The 20,783-nt window shown below is 61.2% G+C and carries 20 protein-coding genes and 1 tRNA gene; 7 read left to right on the top strand and 14 right to left on the bottom strand.

All coding sequences use genetic code 11. The features are described from left to right. Window positions 1–115 precede the first annotated feature (115 nt). From purH to AB5Y80_RS20950, 6 genes are all read left to right on the top strand, one after another. Complete coding sequence (gene purH / locus AB5Y80_RS20975) at window positions 116–1,708, top strand: bifunctional phosphoribosylaminoimidazolecarboxamide formyltransferase/IMP cyclohydrolase (RefSeq protein WP_010675610.1); 1,593 nt, start codon at window positions 116–118, stop codon at window positions 1,706–1,708. A gap of 104 nt (window positions 1,709–1,812) precedes the next feature. Then, window positions 1,813–3,102: a phosphoribosylamine--glycine ligase gene (gene purD / locus AB5Y80_RS20970; protein ID WP_041211074.1), complete on the top strand. Its 1,290-nt coding sequence runs from the start codon at window positions 1,813–1,815 to the stop codon at window positions 3,100–3,102. 405 nt (window positions 3,103–3,507) lie between these two features. Next, window positions 3,508–3,882: a cytochrome b562 gene (locus tag AB5Y80_RS20965; protein ID WP_368173481.1), complete on the top strand. Its 375-nt coding sequence runs from the start codon at window positions 3,508–3,510 to the stop codon at window positions 3,880–3,882. Beyond that, window positions 3,863–4,417, top strand: a complete 555-nt coding sequence (locus tag AB5Y80_RS20960; protein ID WP_368173480.1) for a cytochrome b/b6 domain-containing protein — start codon at window positions 3,863–3,865, stop codon at window positions 4,415–4,417. Before AB5Y80_RS20965 ends, AB5Y80_RS20960 begins: the two co-directional genes overlap by 20 nt. A 266-nt stretch (window positions 4,418–4,683) precedes the next feature. Further along, on the top strand, window positions 4,684–7,260 hold the full coding sequence (locus tag AB5Y80_RS20955; RefSeq protein WP_368173479.1) for an alpha amylase C-terminal domain-containing protein: 2,577 nt from the start codon (window positions 4,684–4,686) through the stop codon (window positions 7,258–7,260). Window positions 7,261–7,407: 147 nt separating this feature from the next. After that, entirely contained in the window at window positions 7,408–7,878 is a 471-nt protein-coding gene (locus tag AB5Y80_RS20950; protein ID WP_368173478.1) for a tetratricopeptide repeat protein, read from the top strand. Between the two features lie 47 nt (window positions 7,879–7,925). On the opposite strand, the gene AB5Y80_RS20945 is transcribed toward AB5Y80_RS20950, so the two are convergent. The 5 genes from AB5Y80_RS20945 to rpsU all read right to left on the bottom strand — a co-directional run bounded on the left by AB5Y80_RS20945 (window position 7,926) and on the right by rpsU (window position 12,827). Then, window positions 7,926–8,002: transfer RNA gene (locus AB5Y80_RS20945), tRNA-Ile, on the bottom strand. A 194-nt stretch (window positions 8,003–8,196) separates the two neighbouring features. Further along, complete coding sequence (gene rpoD / locus AB5Y80_RS20940) at window positions 8,197–10,092, bottom strand: RNA polymerase sigma factor RpoD (RefSeq protein ID WP_263639565.1); 1,896 nt, start codon at window positions 10,090–10,092, stop codon at window positions 8,197–8,199. A gap of 183 nt (window positions 10,093–10,275) precedes the next feature. Then, complete coding sequence (gene dnaG / locus AB5Y80_RS20935) at window positions 10,276–12,063, bottom strand: DNA primase (RefSeq protein WP_113068962.1); 1,788 nt, start codon at window positions 12,061–12,063, stop codon at window positions 10,276–10,278. Window positions 12,064–12,152: 89 nt separating this feature from the next. Beyond that, on the bottom strand, window positions 12,153–12,596 hold the full coding sequence (locus tag AB5Y80_RS20930) for a GatB/YqeY domain-containing protein (protein WP_010675618.1): 444 nt from the start codon (window positions 12,594–12,596) through the stop codon (window positions 12,153–12,155). A 15-nt stretch (window positions 12,597–12,611) separates the two neighbouring features. Then, on the bottom strand, window positions 12,612–12,827 hold the full coding sequence (gene rpsU / locus AB5Y80_RS20925; protein WP_005309452.1) for a 30S ribosomal protein S21: 216 nt from the start codon (window positions 12,825–12,827) through the stop codon (window positions 12,612–12,614). 179 nt (window positions 12,828–13,006) lie between these two features. Between rpsU and tsaD the strand changes: the two genes are divergently transcribed. Next, window positions 13,007–14,020 (top strand): tRNA (adenosine(37)-N6)-threonylcarbamoyltransferase complex transferase subunit TsaD, encoded by a 1,014-nt coding sequence (tsaD, locus tag AB5Y80_RS20920; RefSeq protein WP_041213897.1) that lies wholly within the window; start codon window positions 13,007–13,009, stop codon window positions 14,018–14,020. A gap of 73 nt (window positions 14,021–14,093) precedes the next feature. Here the strand turns inward: tsaD and rpoS are convergent, their stop codons facing one another. Genes rpoS through ftsB form a run of 9 tightly spaced genes read right to left on the bottom strand, consistent with a single transcriptional unit; the run spans window position 14,094 to window position 20,780 of the window. Further along, window positions 14,094–15,077, bottom strand: a complete 984-nt coding sequence (gene rpoS, locus AB5Y80_RS20915; RefSeq protein ID WP_010675620.1) for an RNA polymerase sigma factor RpoS — start codon at window positions 15,075–15,077, stop codon at window positions 14,094–14,096. A 46-nt stretch (window positions 15,078–15,123) separates the two neighbouring features. Further along, window positions 15,124–16,194: a LysM peptidoglycan-binding domain-containing protein gene (locus tag AB5Y80_RS20910; protein WP_039041047.1), complete on the bottom strand. Its 1,071-nt coding sequence runs from the start codon at window positions 16,192–16,194 to the stop codon at window positions 15,124–15,126. Between the two features lie 9 nt (window positions 16,195–16,203). Further along, on the bottom strand, window positions 16,204–16,785 hold the full coding sequence (locus AB5Y80_RS20905; RefSeq protein WP_039041046.1) for a YqaA family protein: 582 nt from the start codon (window positions 16,783–16,785) through the stop codon (window positions 16,204–16,206). Beyond that, window positions 16,782–17,399: a protein-L-isoaspartate(D-aspartate) O-methyltransferase gene (locus AB5Y80_RS20900; RefSeq protein ID WP_010675623.1), complete on the bottom strand. Its 618-nt coding sequence runs from the start codon at window positions 17,397–17,399 to the stop codon at window positions 16,782–16,784. Before AB5Y80_RS20900 ends, AB5Y80_RS20905 begins: the two co-directional genes overlap by 4 nt. A gap of 4 nt (window positions 17,400–17,403) precedes the next feature. After that, window positions 17,404–18,165 (bottom strand): 5'/3'-nucleotidase SurE, encoded by a 762-nt coding sequence (gene surE, locus AB5Y80_RS20895; RefSeq protein WP_039041045.1) that lies wholly within the window; start codon window positions 18,163–18,165, stop codon window positions 17,404–17,406. Further along, window positions 18,146–19,204, bottom strand: a complete 1,059-nt coding sequence (gene truD / locus AB5Y80_RS20890; protein ID WP_368173493.1) for a tRNA pseudouridine(13) synthase TruD — start codon at window positions 19,202–19,204, stop codon at window positions 18,146–18,148. Before truD ends, surE begins: the two co-directional genes overlap by 20 nt. Further along, complete coding sequence (gene ispF, locus AB5Y80_RS20885) at window positions 19,204–19,680, bottom strand: 2-C-methyl-D-erythritol 2,4-cyclodiphosphate synthase (RefSeq protein WP_010675626.1); 477 nt, start codon at window positions 19,678–19,680, stop codon at window positions 19,204–19,206. Before ispF ends, truD begins: the two co-directional genes overlap by 1 nt. Window positions 19,681–19,738: 58 nt before the next feature. Continuing rightward, window positions 19,739–20,470: a 2-C-methyl-D-erythritol 4-phosphate cytidylyltransferase gene (gene ispD, locus AB5Y80_RS20880; protein ID WP_048208397.1), complete on the bottom strand. Its 732-nt coding sequence runs from the start codon at window positions 20,468–20,470 to the stop codon at window positions 19,739–19,741. Then, window positions 20,463–20,780, bottom strand: coding sequence for a cell division protein FtsB (gene ftsB, locus AB5Y80_RS20875; RefSeq protein ID WP_010675628.1), 318 nt, complete (start codon window positions 20,778–20,780; stop codon window positions 20,463–20,465). The genes ispD and ftsB overlap by 8 nt, the downstream gene beginning before the upstream one ends. Window positions 20,781–20,783: the final 3 nt, after the last annotated feature.

The raw sequence follows: 20,783 nt of genomic DNA, 5'->3' as shown, positions 1-20,783 counted from the left end.
GCCCCGGGCGAGAGTGGTTTGCGAAATCCCCCACTTCCATTTATTTGGGGACTCTCTGTGTGTTGAGCCTCGCCTCCCATGGAACGGTCCCCGTTATGCTGAGGACGATAGTGTGATGGAACAAGCTCGACCCATTCGCCGTGCACTGCTGAGTGTGTCTGACAAGACTGGCATCCTGGAATTTGCCAAGGCACTCGACGCGCGTGGTGTGGCCCTGCTCTCCACCGGTGGTACCGCCAAGCTGCTGGCCGATGCGGGCCTGCCGGTGACCGAGGTGTCCGACTACACCGGATTCCCCGAGATGATGGACGGCCGGGTCAAGACCCTGCATCCCAAGGTACACGGCGGCATTCTCGGCCGTCGCGACCGGGATGACGCCATCATGGCCGAGCACGCTATCTCCCCCATCGACATGGTCGTCGTCAACCTCTATCCCTTCGCCGCCACCGTGGCCAAAGCCGGTTGCACCCTGGAAGACGCCGTCGAGAACATCGACATCGGCGGCCCGACCATGGTCCGCTCCGCTGCCAAGAACCACAAGGACGTCACCATCGTCGTCAAGGCCTCCGACTATGACCGCGTCATCGCCGAGATGGATGGCAACGGCAACAGCCTGACCCTCTCCACCCGCTTCGATCTGGCCATCGCCGCCTTCGAGCACACCGCCGCCTATGATGGCATGATCGCCAACTACTTCGGCACCCTGGTGCCCTCCTACGGCGAAAACAAGGAAGGCGACGAAGAGTCCCGCTTCCCCCGCACCTTCAACAGCCAGTTCATCAAGAAGCAGGACATGCGCTACGGCGAGAACAGCCACCAGGCTGCCGCCTTCTACGCCGAAGAGCAGGCTGCGCCGGGCTCGGTGGCAAGCGCCATCCAGCTGCAGGGCAAGGCCCTCTCCTACAACAACATTGCCGACACTGATGCGGCGCTGGAGTGCGTGAAGGAGTTCAGCGAACCGGCCTGCGTCATCGTCAAGCATGCCAACCCCTGCGGCGTCGCCATCGGTGACGACCTGCTGGCAGCCTACGATCGCGCCTACCAGACCGACCCCACCTCGGCCTTTGGCGGCATCATCGCCTTCAACCGCGAACTGGACGGCGAGACCGCCGCGGCCATCGTCGCCCGCCAGTTCGTGGAAGTGATCATCGCCCCCAGCATCAGCCAGGCAGCCCGCGAGGCGGTCGCCGCCAAGCAGAACGTGCGCCTGCTGGAGTGCGGCCAGTGGACTGCCCCGGCGCAAGGCTTTGACTTCAAGCGCGTCAACGGCGGCCTGCTGGTGCAGGAGCGCGATCTGGGCATGGTGACGCTCGGGGATCTGACCGTGGTCAGCCAGCGTCAGCCCACCGAGGCCGAGCTGCAGGATCTGCTGTTCTGCTGGAAGGTCGCCAAGTTCGTCAAATCCAACGCCATCGTCTACGCCAAGAACGGCCAGACCATCGGCGTCGGCGCCGGCCAGATGAGCCGCGTCTACTCTGCCAAGATCGCCGGCATCAAGGCCGAGGATGAAGGGCTGACCGTGGCGGGCTCCGTCATGGCCTCCGACGCCTTCTTCCCGTTCCGCGACGGCATCGATGCCGCCGCTGCCGCGGGCATCTCCTGCGTCATCCAGCCAGGTGGCTCGATGCGCGACCAGGAGGTGATCGACGCCGCCAACGAACACGGCATGTGCATGGTGTTCACCAACATGCGTCATTTCCGTCACTGACAGCCCAGGGCCGCCGATGGCGGCCCTGCCTCTTTAGCACCGGATCCTTTCCACTGGCAGTGCCACCGCAGCGCCAGTGAACTCAGACAGAAGCGAGCGATACGATGAAAGTACTGATCATTGGTAACGGCGGCCGTGAACACGCCCTGGCCTGGAAGGCCAAACACTCCCCCCTGGTGACCCAGGTCTTCGTGGCACCGGGCAATGCGGGCACCCAGCTTGAGCCGGGCATCGAGAACGTCGCCATCCAGGCCACCGACATCGAGGGCCTGCTGGCCTTCGCCAAGGCTAACCAGATCGGCCTCACCATCGTCGGACCGGAAGCCCCCCTGGTGAAAGGGGTGGTCGATGCCTTCCGCGCCGCCGATCAGACCATCTTCGGCCCGACCGCCGCCGCCGCCCAGCTGGAAGGCTCCAAGGCCTTCACCAAGGACTTCCTGGCCCGCCACGCCATCCCCACCGCCGATTACCAGAACTTCACCGAGGTGGAGCCAGCGCTGGCCTATCTGCGCGAGAAGGGCGCTCCCATCGTCATCAAGGCCGACGGTCTGGCCGCCGGCAAAGGGGTGATCGTCGCCATGACCCTCGACGAGGCGGAAGCGGCGGTGCGTGACATGCTCTCCGGCAATGCCTTCGGCGATGCCGGCGCCCGGGTGGTGATCGAGGAATTCCTGGACGGGGAAGAGGCGAGCTTCATCGTCATGGTGGACGGCGAGCACGTGCTGCCCATGGCCACCAGCCAGGATCACAAGCGCGCCTTCGACGGCGACACCGGCCCCAACACCGGCGGCATGGGGGCTTACTCCCCGGCGCCCGTGGTGACCGACGAAGTGCACCAGCGCGTGATGGAACGGGTGATCATGCCGACCGTGCGCGGCATGGCGGCCGAGGGCAACGTCTACACCGGCTTCCTCTACGCCGGCCTGATGATCGATGCCGAGGGCAACCCCAAGGTGATCGAGTTCAACTGCCGCTTCGGCGACCCCGAAACCCAGCCCATCATGCTGCGGATGCAGTCCGATCTGGTGGATCTCTGCCTCGCCGCCTGTGCCGGCCAGCTGGATCAGAAGGAAGCCGTCTATGACCCCCGTGCCGCCATCGGCGTGGTGCTGGCGGCGGGTGGCTATCCCGGCGACTACACCAGCAACCACCCCATCAGCGGCCTGCCGGTGGACGAAGTGGCAGGGGAGAAGGTGTTCCATGCAGGCACCCGCCTGGAAGGACACACCAGCCTGACCCAGGGTGGCCGCGTGCTGTGCGCCACCGCCCTCGGCCACACGGTGCAGGAAGCCCAGCAGCGGGCCTATGCCCTGGCTGGTCGCATCCAGTGGGACGGCATCTTCTATCGCAAGGACATCGGCTGGCGTGCCATCGAGCGCGAGCAGGCCGAATAAGGGCCGGATCCCGATCACTCAAAGGGCCTGCGGGCCCTTTTTTTGTTGCACGGCGTCTGTACGGGCAGTGAAATCGTCCACGGGATGTGGCTTTCAAAAACAAAAACACCTGAAAAACTCACCTGACGTTAAAAAACCGATGTGTGATAAAAAATGGCAGCATGATTCACTGCCTGCGGGCTCCTTCCCGGGCCAGATGCGCGCCCTTGTATCCCTGCCGGAGGCGAGATCCGGTGGCCGTTCTCTTTCGGCTACATTCCCACAGCAATCCCCTGCACAATTCGTCACAATTGGTCGCACTTTCTTCATACAATGATCGTCCTTTCATGGCATCATGATGCGTGAAACCGCACTCAAATGAGTGCTACAACAACCTGCAATCTCGTCGTCTCATAAGGAAATCCCATGCTGAAAACTGTGCGTCCCCTGCTGCTGCCCCTGATGTTCGGCCTGATGGCCCTGCCTGCCATGGCCGGCGCTCTGGAGCAGCCGATGAAGAAGATCGGCTTCAACTACAAGCAGGCCGTCAAGGCCGACGACGCGGCCACCATGGAGAAATACATCAAGGAGATGAAGGCCCAGCTGGACGTCGCCAAGGGCAAGAACATGCCCGCCGCCAAGAAGGAGAAGTTCCTGGAAGGCATGACCGAAGTGCAGACCGAGCTGGATGCCAGCCTGGCAGCCCTCCAGGCCGGTGACGAGGCCAAGGCGCGCGAGCACCTGGCCAAGGTCAACGACCTGAAGAAGGAGTACCACAACTATGCCAAGCAAAAAGGCTGATCCCTTCCACTGGGATGCTCTGGTGCGCCTCACCCACTGGGGTGTGGCGGCCATCTGTATCGGCAACCTCTGGCTCAACGAGGCGGGCGAGGAGTGGCACGAGCGGATGGGATACGCCGTCATGGTACTCATCGGCATACGCCTGCTGTGGGGGCTCACCTTCGCTCGCGGCCACGCCCGCCTGCGTGCCCTCATCCCGAGCCGGGAGGATTTTCGCCATCAGGCCGACGCCCTGCGCGAACGGACCCCGCCCACCCCGGGCCATCACGGCAGCGGCAAGCTGGCGGTCTGGGCACTCTGGCTGCTGGTACTCGCCACCGCAGGGACCGGCTGGTTCCAGAACACCGAGACCGGCTTCGATCTGGGGGCGGACGACTGGCACGAGTGGTTCACCTGGGCACTCCAGGGCATGATCGCCCTGCACCTGTGCGCCATCGCCTACACCTCCTGGCGCCAGCGCAGCAACCTGGTCACCCGCATGCTGCCAGGGCGTCGTGCCCGGGCCAGTGCCGGGCAGCAGGAACCCAACGTCTGAACGTTCACGGGGCCCTGCGGGGCCCCTGTTCATCCCCTTCGCTACCTGCTTGACGGGATCTCGCACCGATCTGCCCCCCTCTGCCCCCTCCTGCTGCCACCGAATGGCATGAAAGCATTTTCATTCACATTTCTTAATTAATTCAGCCTGTTCGATTTTCAACCACATCGATTTCATGAATGCTACGGAGCTGAACGAGGTTGTTTGTTGTCCGTTCGACTACACGACAGTGATACGTCAATAACAAGATCGAAGGGAAAATCGTCATGCACAACACACTGTTTCGAACCGCCCTGCTGGCGGCGGCACTCGGCTCTTTCAGCCACACTGCCAGCGCCGAAGGAGTCATGGTTCACCTGTTCCAATGGAAGTTCAACGACATCGCCAACGAGTGCGAGACCGTGCTCGGGCCCAAGGGGTTCGGTGGCGTCCAGATCACCCCACCCGCCGAGCACAAGCAGGGCAGCCAGGTTTGGTGGACCGTCTATCAACCGGTCAGCTTCAAGAATTTCAACAGCTTCGGCGGTAGCGAGGCAGAGCTCAGGAGCATGATCGCCCGCTGCAACGCGGCCGGGGTCAAGGTCTATGCCGACGCCGTCTTCAACCAGCTGGCATCGGGTTCGGGCACCGCCACCGGCGGCGGCAGCTACAACTCGGGGCAATACCAATATCCCCAGTTCGGCTACAACGACTTCCATCACAGCGGCGACATCACCAACTACGGTGACAGCAACAACGTCTGGAACGGCGCCCTCTACGGCATGCCGGACCTCAATACCGGCTCATCCTACGTCCAGGATCAGATCGCCACCTACATGAAGACCCTGCTCGGCTGGGGCGTGGCGGGCTTTCGCATCGATGCGGCCAAGCACATGGCGCCGGCCGATGTGAAGGCCATCCTCGACAAGGCAGGCAGCCCCAGGGCCTACCTGGAGGTGATCGGCGCAGGCGGGGAGTCCCCCGACATTCAGCCGGGCCGCTACACCTACATCGACACCGTCACCGACTTCAAATACGGCACCGATCTCGCCGCCAACTTCAACGGCCAGATCAAGAACCTCAAGACCCTGGGCGAGAGCTGGGGCCTGCTCCCCTCCAACAAGGCCTTCGTCTTCGTGGTCAACCACGACCGCGAACGCGGCCACGGCGGTGGCGGCATGCTCACCTTCATGAGCGGTGCCCGCTACGATCTGGCCAACACCTTCATGATGGCCTGGCCCTATGGCTGGAAGCAGGTGATGTCGGGCTATCGCTTCGAAAACATGGGCACCTATGAAACCGACAAGGGGGCGCCGGGCAGCACGCCCTGCACGGACAGCCAGTGGAACTGCGAACAGCGCCGACCGACCATCATGAACATGGCCCTGTTCCACAACCGGACCGAAGGCCAGCTCGTCAGCAACTGGTGGGACAACGGCAACAACCAGATCGCCTTCAGCCGCGGTGACAAGGGCTTCGTCGCCATCAACAACGAGAGCGGCAGCCTGGTGGCCTCGGTGCAGACCGGTCTGCCGGCCGGCGAGTACTGCAACCTCCTGGGGGGCAATGACTACTGCAGCGGCGGTTATGTCACCGTCGACGGCAGCGGCAAGGCCAGCCTGAACGTCCCCGGCATGAAGGCGGCCGCCATCATCGCCGGTTGCACCAAGGCCAGCCCCTGCGGCGGTTCCGTCCTGCCGGGCAACAAGTTCAGCAGCATGAACCTGCGCGGTACCCACAACGCCTGGGGCAACACCCCCATGACCGTCGATGCCAACCGTGTCTGGTCCGCCACCCTCACCCTGACCGGCAACGGTGACGCCACCGGTGCCCAGCGCTTCAAGTTCGACGTCTTCGGCAACTGGGCCGAGAACTACGGCGACAACGAAGGGGATGGCATCGCCGACAAGGGCAGCAGCAAGGATATCCTGGTCAGCGGGGCGGGCACCTACCGCATCACCCTGAGCGAGAGCGATCTGCGCTACACGGTCACCCCCCTCACCAGCAACCAGGCACCGGTCGCCGCCCTCTCCCCCAAGACCCTCAGTATCAAGGCGGGGGAGAGCGTGGTGTTCGACGCTTCCGCTTCCAGCGATGACGGCGGCGTGGTGAGCTACAGCTGGTCCAGCGGGGGCACCGCCGCCAAGGAGACAGTCCGGTTCGATACCCCGGGTACCCATACCGTGACGGTCACCGTGACCGATGCGGAAGGGTTGACCGCCAGTGCCAGCGCCACCGTGACCGTCACCGATGACAACGGCACCTACGCCAGCGTACTGCCCACCCTGAACTTCCGCGGCACCCCCAATGCCTGGGGCTCCCTTGCCATGACGCTGGTCGCCGACAATCAGTGGGAAGCCCTGGTCACCTTCGACGGTCAGACCAACCAGCGCTTCAAGTTCGACGTCAAGGGGGACTGGACCCAGAACTACGGCGACACCAACAAGGACGGCGTGGCCGAACTGACCGGCAGTGACATCCTCACCCCGGTCATCGGCCAGTACCGGGTACGTTTCAACGATCAGACCCTGCAATACAGCCTGACTCCGGTGAGCGTCATCTATGCCAAGAATGTCGCCAGCCTCAACATTCGCGGCACCACCAACAACTGGGGCACCACCCCCATGTCCCTGGTCGGGGATCACCTCTGGCAGGCCAGCGTCACCTTCACCGGCAGCGGTGATGGCAACGGCGGCCAGCGCTTCAAGTTCGACGTCAAGGGGGACTGGACCCAGAACTACGGCGACACCAACAAGGATGGCGTGGCCGAGCTGGCCGGGGCAGACATCACCACGGCAGTGGTCGGTGCCTATGTGGTGCGCTTCAACGACCAGACCCTGGCCTACAGCCTGAGCGCCCAGTAAGGCTGGACACACGCCCGGGCCATTGCGCCCCGGCGCCGAACCAGGCCTCCCGCCATCGACGGGAGGCCTTTTTCATGGCCCCATGACCCGTTCCCCGCCAGCCTGCTGGCAGGCATACTGCTCCTTCATCCCCATGCAGGAGCGCATATGAAACAGTTGAACACCCTCAAGGCCGAGGGACGGCTCGAGGAAGCCCGTCAGCACGGTCTGCTGCAACTCATCGCGCACCCAACCCACGCCGAGCTGCATTACGAAGTGGCCGGACTGCACGACATGCTGGGGCGAGAGGCCGAGGCCATTCCCCTCTATCAGAAGGCCGTGTCGCTGGGGCTTGGCGAGTCGTCGCTGCGCGGAGCCCTGCTTGGACTTGGCAGCTCCTATCGCACCACGGGCCGTCATGCCGAGGCGCTGGCCACCTTTGACGAGGCCCTGTCCCGCTTCCCCGATGCCGTGGAGTTCAAGGTGTTTCGTGCCATGACCTGCTACAACCTGGGGCGCAGCAAGGAGGGAATGGAGACGCTGCTGGGGATCCTCGCGACCACCACCACGGATCCCGCCCTGCTTCCCTACCGGCGCGCCATGGCACTCTATGCCGAGGATCTGGACAGACACTGGTAAGCGCCAGAAACGACAAAGCCGCTCAAAAGAGCGGCTTTTTCTGAAAATGGTGGCCCCTGGGGGACTTGAACCCACGACCAATCGATTATGAGTCGACTGCTCTGACCAACTGAGCTAAGGGGCCATTGATGCTGGTTAGCGGCGTGGATTATAGGGGATGGCGGATACCCCGTCCATAGTCAGATCAACCACTTGGCGAGATTTCATCCATATTCAAGCGGTTCCATGACCCCTCTTCACGCCCATGCCAGCACGGATAAAACAAAGCCCCGCATGGCGGGGCTTTTTGTTGCTATGTCAGGCTGACAGAACCCGGGACTACTCGTCCAGGAAACTGCGCAGCACTTCCGAGCGGCTCGGATGGCGCAGTTTGCGCAGGGCCTTGGCTTCGATCTGACGGATACGCTCACGGGTGACGTCGAACTGCTTGCCCACTTCCTCGAGGGTGTGGTCAGTGTTCATGTCGATACCGAAGCGCATGCGCAGTACCTTGGCCTCCCGTGCGGTCAGACCGGCCAGCACTTCGCGGGTCGCGTTGCGCAGGCTCTCGCTGGTGGCCGCATCCGCTGGCAGAGCCAGGGTGGTATCTTCGATGAAGTCACCCAAGTGGGAGTCTTCATCATCACCGATGGGCGTCTCCATGGAGATGGGCTCCTTGGCGATTTTCAGTACCTTGCGGATCTTGTCTTCCGGCATGCCCATGCGCATGGCCAGCTCTTCCGGGTTCGGTTCACGACCCATCTCCTGCAGCATCTGGCGGGAGATACGGTTGAGCTTGTTGATGGTCTCGATCATGTGCACCGGGATACGGATGGTACGGGCCTGATCCGCGATGGAGCGGGTAATGGCCTGACGGATCCACCAGGTGGCATAGGTCGAGAACTTGTAGCCGCGACGATATTCGAACTTGTCGACCGCCTTCATCAGACCGATGTTACCCTCCTGGATCAGATCCAGGAACTGCAGACCGCGGTTGGTATACTTCTTGGCGATGGAGATAACCAGACGCAAGTTAGCCTCAACCATCTCTTTCTTCGCACGGCGGGCTTTGGCCTCACCAATGCTCATGCGGCGGTTGATATCCTTGATCTGGGCAATCGACAGACCGGTCTCTTCTTCGATCTGCTGCAGCTTGCCGATGGAACGCAGGACTTCTTCGTCCATCTCGAGCAGGCGGGGAGACCACGCCTTGCCGGCCTGCTTCTGGTATTCGAACCAGGCAGTTTCGCACTCGTTGTTGGTGAAGGCCGCGACGAAGGTCTTCTTCGGCATCTTGGCCTGCTCAACGCAGAGCTTCATGATGATGCGTTCCTGCACGCGGACACGCTCCATCATCTCCCGCATGTTGTTGACCAGGCGATCGAACTGCTTGGGCATCAGGCGGAATTGACGGAAGACATCGGCCAGCTGGGCGATGGCATTCTGGGTGTCGTCGTGGGCACGGCCATTCTGCTGAATGGAGAGACGAGTCACCTCGTACTGGGCACGCAGTTCGCCGAATTTCTCGCGAGCGACTTCCGGATCCGGGCCACCGTCGCCGTCATCGTCGGAGTTGTCACCGTCTTCGTCTTCGTCCTCATCTTCGTCTTCGTCTTCGTCGGCGAGGTCGTCCTCGCTGAGCTCGGAGCCGATATGAGTGGCGGTCGGCGCCACGTCATCCACTTCGTTCGGATCGATGAAGCCGGAGATGATGTCGGACAGGCGAAGCTGCTCGGCTTCGTACTTGTCGTACTGTTCGAGCAGGTAAGTGATGGCTTCAGGGTACTCGGCGACGGAGCTTTGTACCTGGTTGATACCGTCTTCAATCCGCTTGGCGATGTCGATCTCGCCTTCGCGGGTCAGCAGTTCGACGGTACCCATTTCCCGCATGTACATGCGGACGGGATCGGTCGTGCGACCAATCTCAGATTCAACAGATGCCAGAGCCTGGGCCGCTGCTTCGGCAGCGTCCTCATCGGCGGTACCACCTTCAGCCATGATAAGGTCATCGGCATCCGGAGCGTTTTCAACCACTTGAATGCCCATATCGTTGATCATCTGGATGATGTCTTCGATCTGGTCTGAATCGACAATGTCTTGCGGGAGGTGATCGTTCACCTCGGCATAGGTCAGGTAGCCCTGTTCTTTACCTTTGGCAACGAGGAGTTTAAGCTGAGACTGCGGGGTTTGCTCCATAGAACTCATCCGGTTGGTGTTGCTAGGTTGCGCGTACAGTGCGCTGCTGCGCAAATAGCCAATTCTAATAGAAAACCGCCAGACATGCTATGTCTGGTTGCGGCGTCGGTCATGAGAAACCCCTGCCCGCAGTGTTGTCGGGGCCAGGTGGTTATAAAGTGTTTGCTTTCAATCCCGTCGATTCGGGCAACGCTATTCATATTGGGACTGCTCACTCAAATATCAAGCCCCACTCTCATTTCTTTTCTCAATCTGCACCTCTCTGATCAGCATCATCAGCTCCTGAGTTTCCTCAGAGCTTAGCCCTTCCTGCGCCACCTTGGCCTGCAATTCTTCGATCCGTTGCTTCAGGAAAAGGTTGATGAAACCGACAAAGGTATCCTGTAATTCTCCCAGAATATCGGGCTCCTGGTCGAGCTTTACCTCTTCAAACAAATCGTGCATCGCCAGCTGGGCCAGGATTTCTCCCTCTTTGGTACCGCGCCAATGCTCCAGCAGGATACCCGTTGTCACTCCCGGCTGGATCAGGATCTGCTGGTGCAGTTGCAGCAGGAAAGGGATCCCCTGCAGGCGCAGCCCGGCCAACTCGGGCATGGCCGGCAGCTCGGCGGTGATCGCCGGATACTGCACCATCAGGGCCAGAGCCCTGCGGATCGGCGTCAGCTTGGTCGCCTTGGGTTTGTTGACTTCCACCTTGGGCTGGCTGTTGCGGGCAAACAGCTCGGTAATCCGCTGCTTGTTTTCTCCCCAACGCATCATGCTGGAGAGTCGGGTAATCAACCCCTCACGAGTGAAACCTTCCGGTACCCGACGAATCAGCTCGGCGGCCTTGTTGGCCACTTCAAACTTGCCTGCCTCACCGGAAAGAGCCGCATCGCGCCCGAGGCGTTCGAACATGAAATCCGCAAACGACTGGGCCTTGTCGAGCAGCGCTTCGAACCCCTCCTTGCCGATCTGGCGTACCAGCGAGTCGGGATCCTCGCCATCCGGCAAAAAGACGAACTTGAGTTCACGGCCATCCTGCAGATGGGAGAGCGCGTTATCCAGCGCCCGCCAGGCCGCTTCCCGACCGGCGTTGTCGCCGTCGTAGCAACAGACCACCTCTGCCGTGGTACGGAACAGGGTGTGGATGTGATCGCTGGTGGTCGCAGTCCCCAGTGCCGCCACCGCATAGTCGATGTCGTACTGGCCGAGCGCCACCACATCCATGTAGCCTTCCACCACAAGGATCCGGCGCGGATCCTTGTGTGCCTGCTTGACCTCATAAAGGCCGAACAGCTCTCGCCCCTTGTGGAAGATGGGGGTTTCGGGGGAGTTCAGGTACTTGGGCGTGCCATCCCCCAGCACTCGGCCACCGAAGCCGATGACCCGGCCGCGTTTGTCCCGGATCGGAAACATGATGCGATCGCGGAAACGATCGTAGCTGCCCGGGCCGCTGTCACGGGGGATCAGCATACCGCCCGAAATCAGCAGTTGTTCGTGATCCCTACTGGCGCCAAAGCGGCGACGCACCTGATCCCAGTCCCCAGGGGCATAACCGATGTTGAAGCGCTTGACCACCTCGCCAGTCAGGCCCCGGCCTTTCAGATACTCCACCGCCTGAGGCGCGTTCTTGAGATTGCTCTCGTAGAAGCGCGCAATCTGGTTCATCAGCTCGAACAGATCCTTGCTGACGGCTGGTTGGCTATGGCTTGATCCACCCGCCGTTTGCTCACGGGGGACCTGCATACCGTGCAGGCTTGCCAGCTCTTCGATGGCATCGGGGAATTCCAGGCCGTCGTACTCCATGACAAAGCCGATGGCATTGCCGTGGGCACCACAACCGAAACAGTGATAGAACTGCTTCTCCTGGCTGACGGTAAAGGAGGGGCTTTTTTCGTTATGAAAAGGGCAGCAAGCCTGGTAGTTCTTACCGGCTTTCTTCAACCGCACACGGGAGTCGATCAACTCGACTATGTCCGTGCGTACGAGCAGATCATCGATAAAGGATTGCGGGATCCTGCCAGCCATAACCGTCCTGTTTCATTGCATAGGAAATAAAAAAGCCGCGCATTCCAATGGGAAGCACGGCTTCTTCGACCAAACAAGAGAGTTGCCTGTTACGCCAAGCGGGTTTTCACCTGAGCACTGACGGCGCCGACATCGGCACGCCCCTGAATTTTTGGCTTCAAGACAGCCATGACTTTACCCATGTCAGCCATGACGGCAGCACCACTTTCAGTGATGGCTTGCTCGATCAGGGCGGCAATTTCGTCTGCGGTCAGCTGTTGTGGCAGGAACTCCTGCAGCACAACGATCTCGGCGGACTCTTTGTCGGCAAGATCCTGGCGACCGGCAGCTTCAAACTGGCTGATGGAATCGCGACGCTGTTTGACCATTTTGGTCACGACAGCGAGGATCTCTTCATCATTGAGCTCGACACGGGTATCGACTTCACGCTGCTTGATTTCTGCCATCAACAAGCGGATAGCACCCAACCGAGGCTTGTCTTTGGCAAGCATGGCGAGCTTTTGCTGATCCTTGAGTTGATCCTTCAGAGACACGGCATGATCCCTTGATTAGTACAGGCGGATACGACGTGCGTTTTCGCGGGACAGCTTCTTGGCGTGACGCTTGACAGCGGACGCTTTGGCACGCTTGCGAATGGTAGTCGGCTTCTCGTAGAACTCACGGCTACGAACTTCGGACAGGATACCGGCCTTTTCGCAAGAACGCTTGAAGCGACGCAGAGCAACGTCAAACGGCTCATTTTCACGGACTTTGATTACTGGCATGTGCCTTTCACCTCAGTGATAAATTGTTAGCTGACCTTCAATCGATCAGCATGTCTTAAAATGGTGCGAAATTATACTCTGGACAGGGAATGAAAGTAAACCCGCAGAGATCGCTCTGGTTTAAAAAACCCGCGAAGGTTACCATAGCCGTCTCATTTTAGCAGTGAAATTTTTTAGCAATGCGTGTATTGGGCATAGAGACATCCTGTGACGAAACCGGGATCGCGATCTTCGATGATCAAAAAGGGATCCTTTCCCACCAGTTGTACAGCCAGGTCAAGCTGCATGCGGACTACGGCGGCGTCGTTCCCGAGCTCGCCAGCCGGGACCATGTACGCAAGACGATCCCATTGATCCAGGCCGCCTTGAAAGAGGCTGGACTTGGCAAGGATGACATCGACGGCATCGCCTATACCGCGGGGCCAGGTCTGGTTGGTGCCATCCTGGTCGGGGCGACCATAGGCCGCTCGTTGGCCATGGCCTGGGACAAGCCGGCCATCGCCGTACACCACATGGAAGGCCACCTGCTGGCCCCCATGCTGGAAGAGAAGGCCCCCGAGTTTCCCTTCGTGGCGCTCTTGGTTTCCGGCGGCCACTCCATGCTGGTTCGGGTCGATGGTATCGGCAGCTATCAGCTGCTGGGCGAATCGATCGACGATGCCGCCGGTGAGGCGTTCGACAAGACCGCCAAGCTGATGGGTCTGGATTATCCCGGTGGCCCGCTGCTCTCCCGGCTGGCAGAAAAGGGCACCACTGGGCGCTTCACCTTCCCCCGTCCCATGACCGACCGTCCCGGGCTCGACATGAGCTTCTCCGGCCTCAAGACCTTTGCCGCCAATACCATAGCCGCCAATGGCGACGACGAGCAGACCCGTGCCGACATCGCCCGGGCGTTTGAGGATGCGGTGGTCGACACCCTGGCCATCAAGTGCCGTCGTGCCCTGAAGGAGACCGGTCTCAATCGTCTGGTCGTGGCAGGCGGCGTCAGCGCCAACCGTCATCTGCGCGCCCAGCTGGCCGAGCTGATGGAGAGCCTCAAAGGTGAAGTCTTCTACCCGCGCACCGAGTACTGCACCGACAACGGCGCCATGATCGCCTATGCCGGCATGCAACGCCTGAAGGCGGGAGTCTTCGAGCCCCTCGTCGTCAAGGCCGTGCCGCGCTGGCCGCTGGACACTCTGGATCCGGTATGATCCGGAGGATCCACGACAAAAAGAAAGGGGCCTGCGGCCCCTTTTTCATCTTGATGACGGTATTCATACCCGTTTAGTTGGTGCGGAACAACGCTTCGATGGAGAGTCCCTGCCCCAGCAGGATCTCCCGCAAGCGGCGCAACCCCTCTACCTGGATCTGACGCACCCGCTCGCGGGTCAGACCAATCTCGGCGCCCACGTCTTCCAGGGTGGCCGGTTCATAGCCGAGCAGACCGAAACGGCGGGCCAGCACTTCGCGCTGCTTGGGATTCAGCTCCTCCAGCCAGTGCACTATGCTGCTGCGCATGTCATCTTCCTGGGACTCCAGCTCGGGCCCCATGCCGCGCTCGTCGGAGAGCACGTCCAGCAGCGCCTTGTCGCGATCGCCACCAATGGGAGTATCCACCGAGGTGATCTTCTCGTTGAGCTTGAGCATGCGATTCACATCGTCCACAGAGCGATCCAGTGCAGAGGCGATATCCTCGGCGGTCGGCTCATGGTCGAGACGATGAGAAAGCTCGCGCGCAGTGCGCAGATAGACGTTCAGCTCCTTGACCACATGGATGGGCAGACGAATGGTACGGGTCTGGTTCATGATGGCCCGTTCTATGGTCTGGCGGATCCACCAGGTGGCATAGGTAGAGAAACGGAAGCCTCGCTCGGGGTCGAACTTCTCGACGGCGCGGATGAGACCGAGGTTGCCCTCTTCGATGAGATCCAGCAGCACCAGGCCGCGGTTGTTGTAGCGCCGGGCAATCTTGACCACCAGGCGCAGGTTGGATTCAATCATGCGCTTGCGCGCCGCTTTGTCGCCACGCAGGGCACGGCGGGCGTAGTAGACTTCCTCTTCGGCCGTGAGCAAGGGGGAGAAGCCTATCTCCCCCAGATAGAGCTGGGTGGCGTCCATTACCTTGTTCAGCTCTGGCGCCATCAGTTCATCGGAAATGGTCTCTTCGGCTTCGGCCGCCACTTCCTGAACCTCTTCTTCCTCCTGAACCTCCAGCTCCTCGTCGAACTCTAACTCTGCATCCTGCATTACCAGTTGTTCTTGGCTCATGATATCTCTCCCTGACCTACACCAGAGTAAGACTCAGCTCTCTGAGTTAACGCTTTGGCAAATAGCCCATCGGGTTGATCGACTTGCCTTTGTACCGGATTTCAAAGTGCAAGCGCACATCCGGCGCATCCGTGCTACCCATATTGGCGATAACCGCTCCGCCCTTCACGGTGTCTCCCTCCTTGACCCTCAACTCATCGTTGTGAGCGTAGGCGGAGAGGTAGTCATCGTTGTGCTTGAGAATTATCAGCTTGCCATAACCTCGCAGTGCACTGCCCGCATAGACCACTTTGCCGCTGCTCGCAGCGTAAATGGGTTGGCCCTTCTGGCCGGAAATGTCGATGCCCTTGTTGCCTTGTTCCGCAACGGAGAAGCCTTCAACGATCCGCCCTTTGGTCGGCCAATGCCAGGAGAGTGTTGACGAGGAACTGACGGTTTTTTGTTCTTTCGCCTGAGCGTATGCTGTTGACGAGGCAGGAGCAATCGTTTTCTGAGCAATAAATGGTGTGGTCGTACCTGCCGGAGCCGTGGCCAGGGGTTTGGGCCCCGTGCTGGTCACCACCGGTGTGGTTGCTGCCACCATCTGACCACCCGAGGAACCCGAGCCCCCTACATTGAGCACCTGGCCCACGTGCAATGCATAAGGAGCCTGGAGGTTGTTGCGCTGGGCCAAGGCCTGGTTGGAGAGACCGAACTGGCGACCGATGCTGCTCAAGGTATCGCCACGGCGCACCTCGTAACTACCAGACCCCGTCACGCTGCCACGACTGACAGGGCTGCCGACGGTTGCCACCGCCATGGGGGCGGAAGCGCCATCGAGCCTGAGCTGCTGGCCGGGATAAATGTTATAGGGGGGAGTGATGCCATTGATGCTGATAAGCGAAGCCACATCCATGCCAGAACGAAATGCAATGGAGTAGAGAGTGTCTCCTTTGACCACGGTGTACCCGTTGCCTGCAATGCCGGGCTTGGTCATACCTTGACGCACGGGGATGGTCGAAGCGACCTGATCATTGCCCAGGCTGTGCACCGGAGCCGCAGTCTTGCTGGAGGAACAGGCAAGCAGCAGCCATGACAACACGACGACACCGCTACCTTGCCAAACACGCGAACACATAGTGGATCCTTAACGACTAAACCAGAAATAGGCCGCAACGGCCAAACCAATACAGAGCCAGCCCAGCACATCCACATAGTGCATCAGCTTGCGCTCCATCTTCTCGCCGCCCCAGCGCATCAGACCTGCAACCAGGAAGAAGCGCATGCCACGACCGATCAGCGAGGTCAGGATGAAAGGCAACAGTGCCATGTGGAGCAAGCCAGCCGTGACGGTAAACACCTTGTAGGGGATCGGCGTGAAGCTGGCAATAAAAATAACCCAGATGCCCCACTGCGCGAACCACTGCTCGGCCAGGGCAATCTTGTCCTCATAGCCAACCGAGGTCACCAGCGGCTGCACCACTGGCTCCCACAGGGCATAGCCGAGCAGATAACCAAACAGGGCGCCCAGCACCGACAAGAGGGTAGCCAGCGCGGCATAGTGCCAGGCGCGATGAGGTTTGCCGAGCGCCATGGGCGCCAGCATCACATCCACCGGGATGGGCCAGAAGATGGATTCAATAAAGGCGGTGATGGCCAGATACCAGGGGGCATACTTGTGGCGTGCCCACTGCATCACCAGAACATAAAGGCGGGAAAACAACTTCACTCGACATCTCCGTCAATCAGGGGAACGAAACGTACCGGCTCCAGAATCCGGCTGGTGAGCTGGGAGCCCGATCGCTCGATGAGCTGCAGGGTCTGCTGGCCATCACCCACCGGCAACACCAGACGACCACCGTCAGCCAGCTGATCGGTCAGGGCCTTGGGGACCTCACTGGCCGCCGCCGTCACCAGAATGGCGTCGAAAGGGCCCTTGTTGGGCCAACCTAGCCACCCATTGCCGTGCTTGGCCGACACATTGTGCAGATCGAGCTGGCGCAATCTGCGCCTGGCCTGAAACTGCAGCGACTTGATCCGCTCCATGGTGTAGACATGCTCCACCAGGTGGGCCAGTACCGCCGTCTGGTAGCCCGATCCCGTCCCGATCTCCAGCACATGGGCCGGATCGTTCTGGATCAGCAGCTCGGTCATGCGCGCCACGATGTAAGGCTGGGAGATGGTCTGCCCATGGCCGATGGGCAGGGCCGTATTGTCCCAGGCCTTGTGGGCCATGGCCTCGTCCACAAACAGCTGGCGCGGCACCTTCGCGATCGCCGCCAATACGCGGAAATCGCGGACATCCTGGGCAATCAGTTGATTCAACAGGCGCTGTACTATCACAACGTCATCCCTGCAGATCCAGCCACGCGCCCAGGGTCGACAGACTGCCGTAGGCCGTCATGTCGATGGTCAGGGGAGTGATGGAGACATAACCCTGCTCGATGGCGGCAAAGTCCGTTCCCTCTCCCGCATCCTGCTGGTTGCCGGGGGGACCAATCCAGTAGACCGGCTGACCACGGGGATCCTCGGTGCGGATCACCGACTCCGCCCGGTGGCGATTGCCAAGGCGGGTCACCCTGATCCCCTTGATCTGCTCAAGCGGCAGGTCCGGCACATTCACGTTGAGGATCTGATCCGCAGGCAACGGATGCACCATCAGCCCCCGCACCAGCTGGGCGGCGTAGTGGGCCGCACTGGCGAAATGAGTCTTGCCCACCAGCGAAACGGCGATGGAGGGGAAACCAAGATGACGCCCTTCCGTCGCGGCCGCCACCGTCCCCGAGTAGATGACGTCATCCCCCAGGTTGGCCCCGTGATTGATACCGGCCACCACCATGTCGGGCTCAGGGCGCAGCAGTTCGTTGACCGCCAGATGAACGCAGTCGGTCGGCGTCCCCTTGACCGCATAACTCTTGATGCCGTGAAAACTGGACGCATCGAGGCGGATGACCCGCAGCGGCACTTCCAGCGTCAGGGAGTGGCTGGCACCGCTGCGGTTGCGATCCGGCGCCACCACCACGACCTCGCCACAGGCACGCAACGCCTCGCTGAGGGCGCGAATGCCCTCGGCGTGCACCCCATCGTCATTACTGACCAGAATTCGCATCGGTTGAGTTCCTGAAACCGTGATCGGCCTCTTCGGCCTGCATTAATTCGCGTACCACGCTGGTGGCAAAGGCGCCGGCCGGCAGGAAGAACGACAGGGTCAGCACCGCGTCCTCACGTTTCCAGCTTATCTGCTCCGGCTTGAGCAGCAGCGGGCGCCTGTCCTGATCCAGCCCGGCTTTTTCCAGTCCTTCGCACCAGTCGCCATAAGGGGCCAGCACTCCTTGCTCGAACTCGGCGGCAGCACCCTGGCTCGCCAGACGGCCACGGCCCCACTGGGGAGCGGTCAGTTGCACGTCTCCGGAGGCAAGGCGCGCCTCCAGCTCGGGAGTCACGCTCTCTTCGCTGAAGATGGAGTGGCTGCCCTTGAGCATCACGCAGTCGCCTGCCAGCAGCTGATGGGCCAGTCCCTGCTCGATGCGGGCGCTGACGATGGCATTGAACAGCATGCTGCGGGCGGCGGACAGATAGAGGGAGCGCTTGTTGCGATCCTTGATCCGTTTGCCGGCGAACATCGCCTTGGCGGCCTCCAGGTTGTTGCCACCGCGGCCGAAACGCTGCTCGCCGTAGTAGTTGGGTACCCCCTGGGTTGCAATCGCCTGCAGACGGGATTCCAGCCCGTCGGCCTGCTCCAGCCCGGTGAGGCGCAGGGTGAAGTGGTTGCCCTTGAGATAGCCGACCCGCAGCTTCTTGTTGTGGCGCTTCACCTCAAGGATCCGGATGTTGTCGTTCTCGATGACCGAGAGATCCGGCTCGCCCTTGCCCGGCAGATGGATGCCGAACCACTGTTCGGTCACCGCATGGCGATCTTTCAGACCAGCCCAGGTCACCGCATTGCGGGCAACCCCGGCCGCATCGGCCAGCAGGCCAGCCACCCAGGCGGTATTCTCACCGGTTTTGCGTACCCGGACGAAGATGTGTTCCCCCTCGCCGCAAGGTGCAAACCCGAGATCTTCATTGACCACGAAGTCGGCGGCCTCGGCCTTGAGGATGCCGCGAGCAGTGGGCGTCCCGTGCAGATAGGCAAGTTGTTCAAGCATCATTGTTTCACCAGCAAGACGACGGCTTCGGTGGCGATCCCTTCCTTGCGCCCCGTGAATCCGAGTTGTTCGGTGGTGGTCGCCTTGACGTTCACCCGGTTCAAATCACATTGCAGATCCGCGGCCAGCACAGCGCACATGGCGTCGATATGGGGGGCCATCTTGGGGGCCTGGGCGATGATGGTCACATCCAGGTTGCCGATGGCATAACCTGCGAGCTGCACGCGGGCAAAGACATCCCGCAGCAGGATGCGGCTGTCGATGCCCTTGAATTCGGCGGCGGTATCGGGGAAGTGGCGGCCGATGTCGCCGGCGCCGATGGCCCCCAGCAGGGCATCGCTCACCGCATGCAACACCACGTCGCCATCGGAGTGGGCCAGCAGGCCCTGTTCATAGGGCACCGCCACCCCGCCCAGCATGCAGGGGCCGACCCCGCCAAACTTGTGAACATCAAAACCATGTCCGATCCGCATCATGCCTGCGCCCTCCTCAATACACGGAAATCTGTCTCATCAAAACCATGTCCGGTGCGGATCATGCCTGCTCCTCTGGGGATGAATCGGGTCGTGCCGACCGGCACGCACGTTGTTGCTGTAAATAGAGCCCGGCCAGGGAGAGATCTTCCGGCCGGGTCACCTTGATGTTATCGGCCCGCCCTTCCACCATGCGCACGGGGAAACCGGCCCGCTCCATGGCGGAGGCTTCATCGGTGATGGCGGCGCCGAGCGCCAGCCCCTCCTCAAGCGCCCGCTTGAGGGGGCGGACCAAAAACATCTGGGGCGTCAGGGCATGCCAGAGCTGCTCGCGATCCACGGTGGCGAGGATATTGCCGGCCGCATCGGTGCGCTTCATGGTATCGCGCACCCGGCTGCCGAGGATGGCACCGCCAGAGGCCATGGCGGCAGCAATGAGCGCATCGAGATCCTCGTGGGTCAGACAGGGCCGGGCGGCGTCATGCACCAGTGCCCACTCCCCTTCTGCCACGTGCAACGCATTGAGCACGGAGAAGGCGCGCTCGCTTCCCCCTTCCACTCGCAGCACCCGCGGATCGGTTGCCACGGTCAAGGTCTCAAACCAGCGGTCGTGGGGCGCCAGCGCCACGATCACACGGGCGATGGCGGGATGGGAGAGCAGACGCTCCAGGGTGTGCTCCAGAATGCATTTCCCTGCCAGGGACAGGTACTGCTTGGGGCAACTGGCCCCCATGCGACTACCAATACCGGCAGCCGGGACGATGGCGGTCAGGCCGCTCAGGCTATCAGTCATCGTAGGGGGCACCATCAGGCTCCGTCACCTGATCCTTTTCTTTGGGAATGATTCGGTAGAAGGTCTCGCCCTGCTTGATGTAGCCAAGATCGTTGCGCGACAACTCCTCGATGGCCTCAAGGCCAGAGGTAAGATCGTCGATTTCCCGGTAAATCAGGCTGTTGCGGTCCTTGAGTACCAGGTTGTCCTGTTGCTGCCGCTCGATGGCGGTGGAGAGTTCCCGATAGTCGGAGAGGCCGTTTTTCCCCAGCCAGAGGTCATATTGCAGCCCTCCCAACAGGAGGAGCAGGATAAGAGTGAGTAGCCGCATGCA

The sequence above is a fragment of the Aeromonas sp. R2-1 genome (assembly GCF_040908425.1).
Lineage (GTDB): Bacteria > Pseudomonadota > Gammaproteobacteria > Enterobacterales > Aeromonadaceae > Aeromonas > Aeromonas caviae.
Note: the sequence above shows the minus strand (reverse complement) of the source record. Positions and strands in the feature narration are given on the sequence as shown.

Excerpts from the sequence above, each read along its gene's own strand:
- purH (WP_010675610.1), top strand. The coding sequence starts at position 116 with ATGGAACAAGCTCGACCCATTCGCCGTGCACTGCTGAGTGTGTCTGAC.
- purD (WP_041211074.1), top strand. The coding sequence starts at position 1,813 with ATGAAAGTACTGATCATTGGTAACGGCGGCCGTGAACACGCCCTGGCC.
- AB5Y80_RS20965 (WP_368173481.1), top strand. The coding sequence starts at position 3,508 with ATGCTGAAAACTGTGCGTCCCCTGCTGCTGCCCCTGATGTTCGGCCTG.
- AB5Y80_RS20960 (WP_368173480.1), top strand. The coding sequence starts at position 3,863 with ATGCCAAGCAAAAAGGCTGATCCCTTCCACTGGGATGCTCTGGTGCGC.
- AB5Y80_RS20955 (WP_368173479.1), top strand. The coding sequence starts at position 4,684 with ATGCACAACACACTGTTTCGAACCGCCCTGCTGGCGGCGGCACTCGGC.
- AB5Y80_RS20950 (WP_368173478.1), top strand. The coding sequence starts at position 7,408 with ATGAAACAGTTGAACACCCTCAAGGCCGAGGGACGGCTCGAGGAAGCC.
- dnaG (WP_113068962.1), bottom strand. The coding sequence starts at position 12,063 with ATGGCTGGCAGGATCCCGCAATCCTTTATCGATGATCTGCTCGTACGC.
- rpsU (WP_005309452.1), bottom strand. The coding sequence starts at position 12,827 with ATGCCAGTAATCAAAGTCCGTGAAAATGAGCCGTTTGACGTTGCTCTG.
- tsaD (WP_041213897.1), top strand. The coding sequence starts at position 13,007 with ATGCGTGTATTGGGCATAGAGACATCCTGTGACGAAACCGGGATCGCG.
- rpoS (WP_010675620.1), bottom strand. The coding sequence starts at position 15,077 with ATGAGCCAAGAACAACTGGTAATGCAGGATGCAGAGTTAGAGTTCGAC.
- AB5Y80_RS20910 (WP_039041047.1), bottom strand. The coding sequence starts at position 16,194 with ATGTGTTCGCGTGTTTGGCAAGGTAGCGGTGTCGTCGTGTTGTCATGG.
- surE (WP_039041045.1), bottom strand. The coding sequence starts at position 18,165 with ATGCGAATTCTGGTCAGTAATGACGATGGGGTGCACGCCGAGGGCATT.
- truD (WP_368173493.1), bottom strand. The coding sequence starts at position 19,204 with ATGCTTGAACAACTTGCCTATCTGCACGGGACGCCCACTGCTCGCGGC.
- ispF (WP_010675626.1), bottom strand. The coding sequence starts at position 19,680 with ATGATGCGGATCGGACATGGTTTTGATGTTCACAAGTTTGGCGGGGTC.
- ispD (WP_048208397.1), bottom strand. The coding sequence starts at position 20,470 with ATGACTGATAGCCTGAGCGGCCTGACCGCCATCGTCCCGGCTGCCGGT.
- ftsB (WP_010675628.1), bottom strand. The coding sequence starts at position 20,780 with ATGCGGCTACTCACTCTTATCCTGCTCCTCCTGTTGGGAGGGCTGCAA.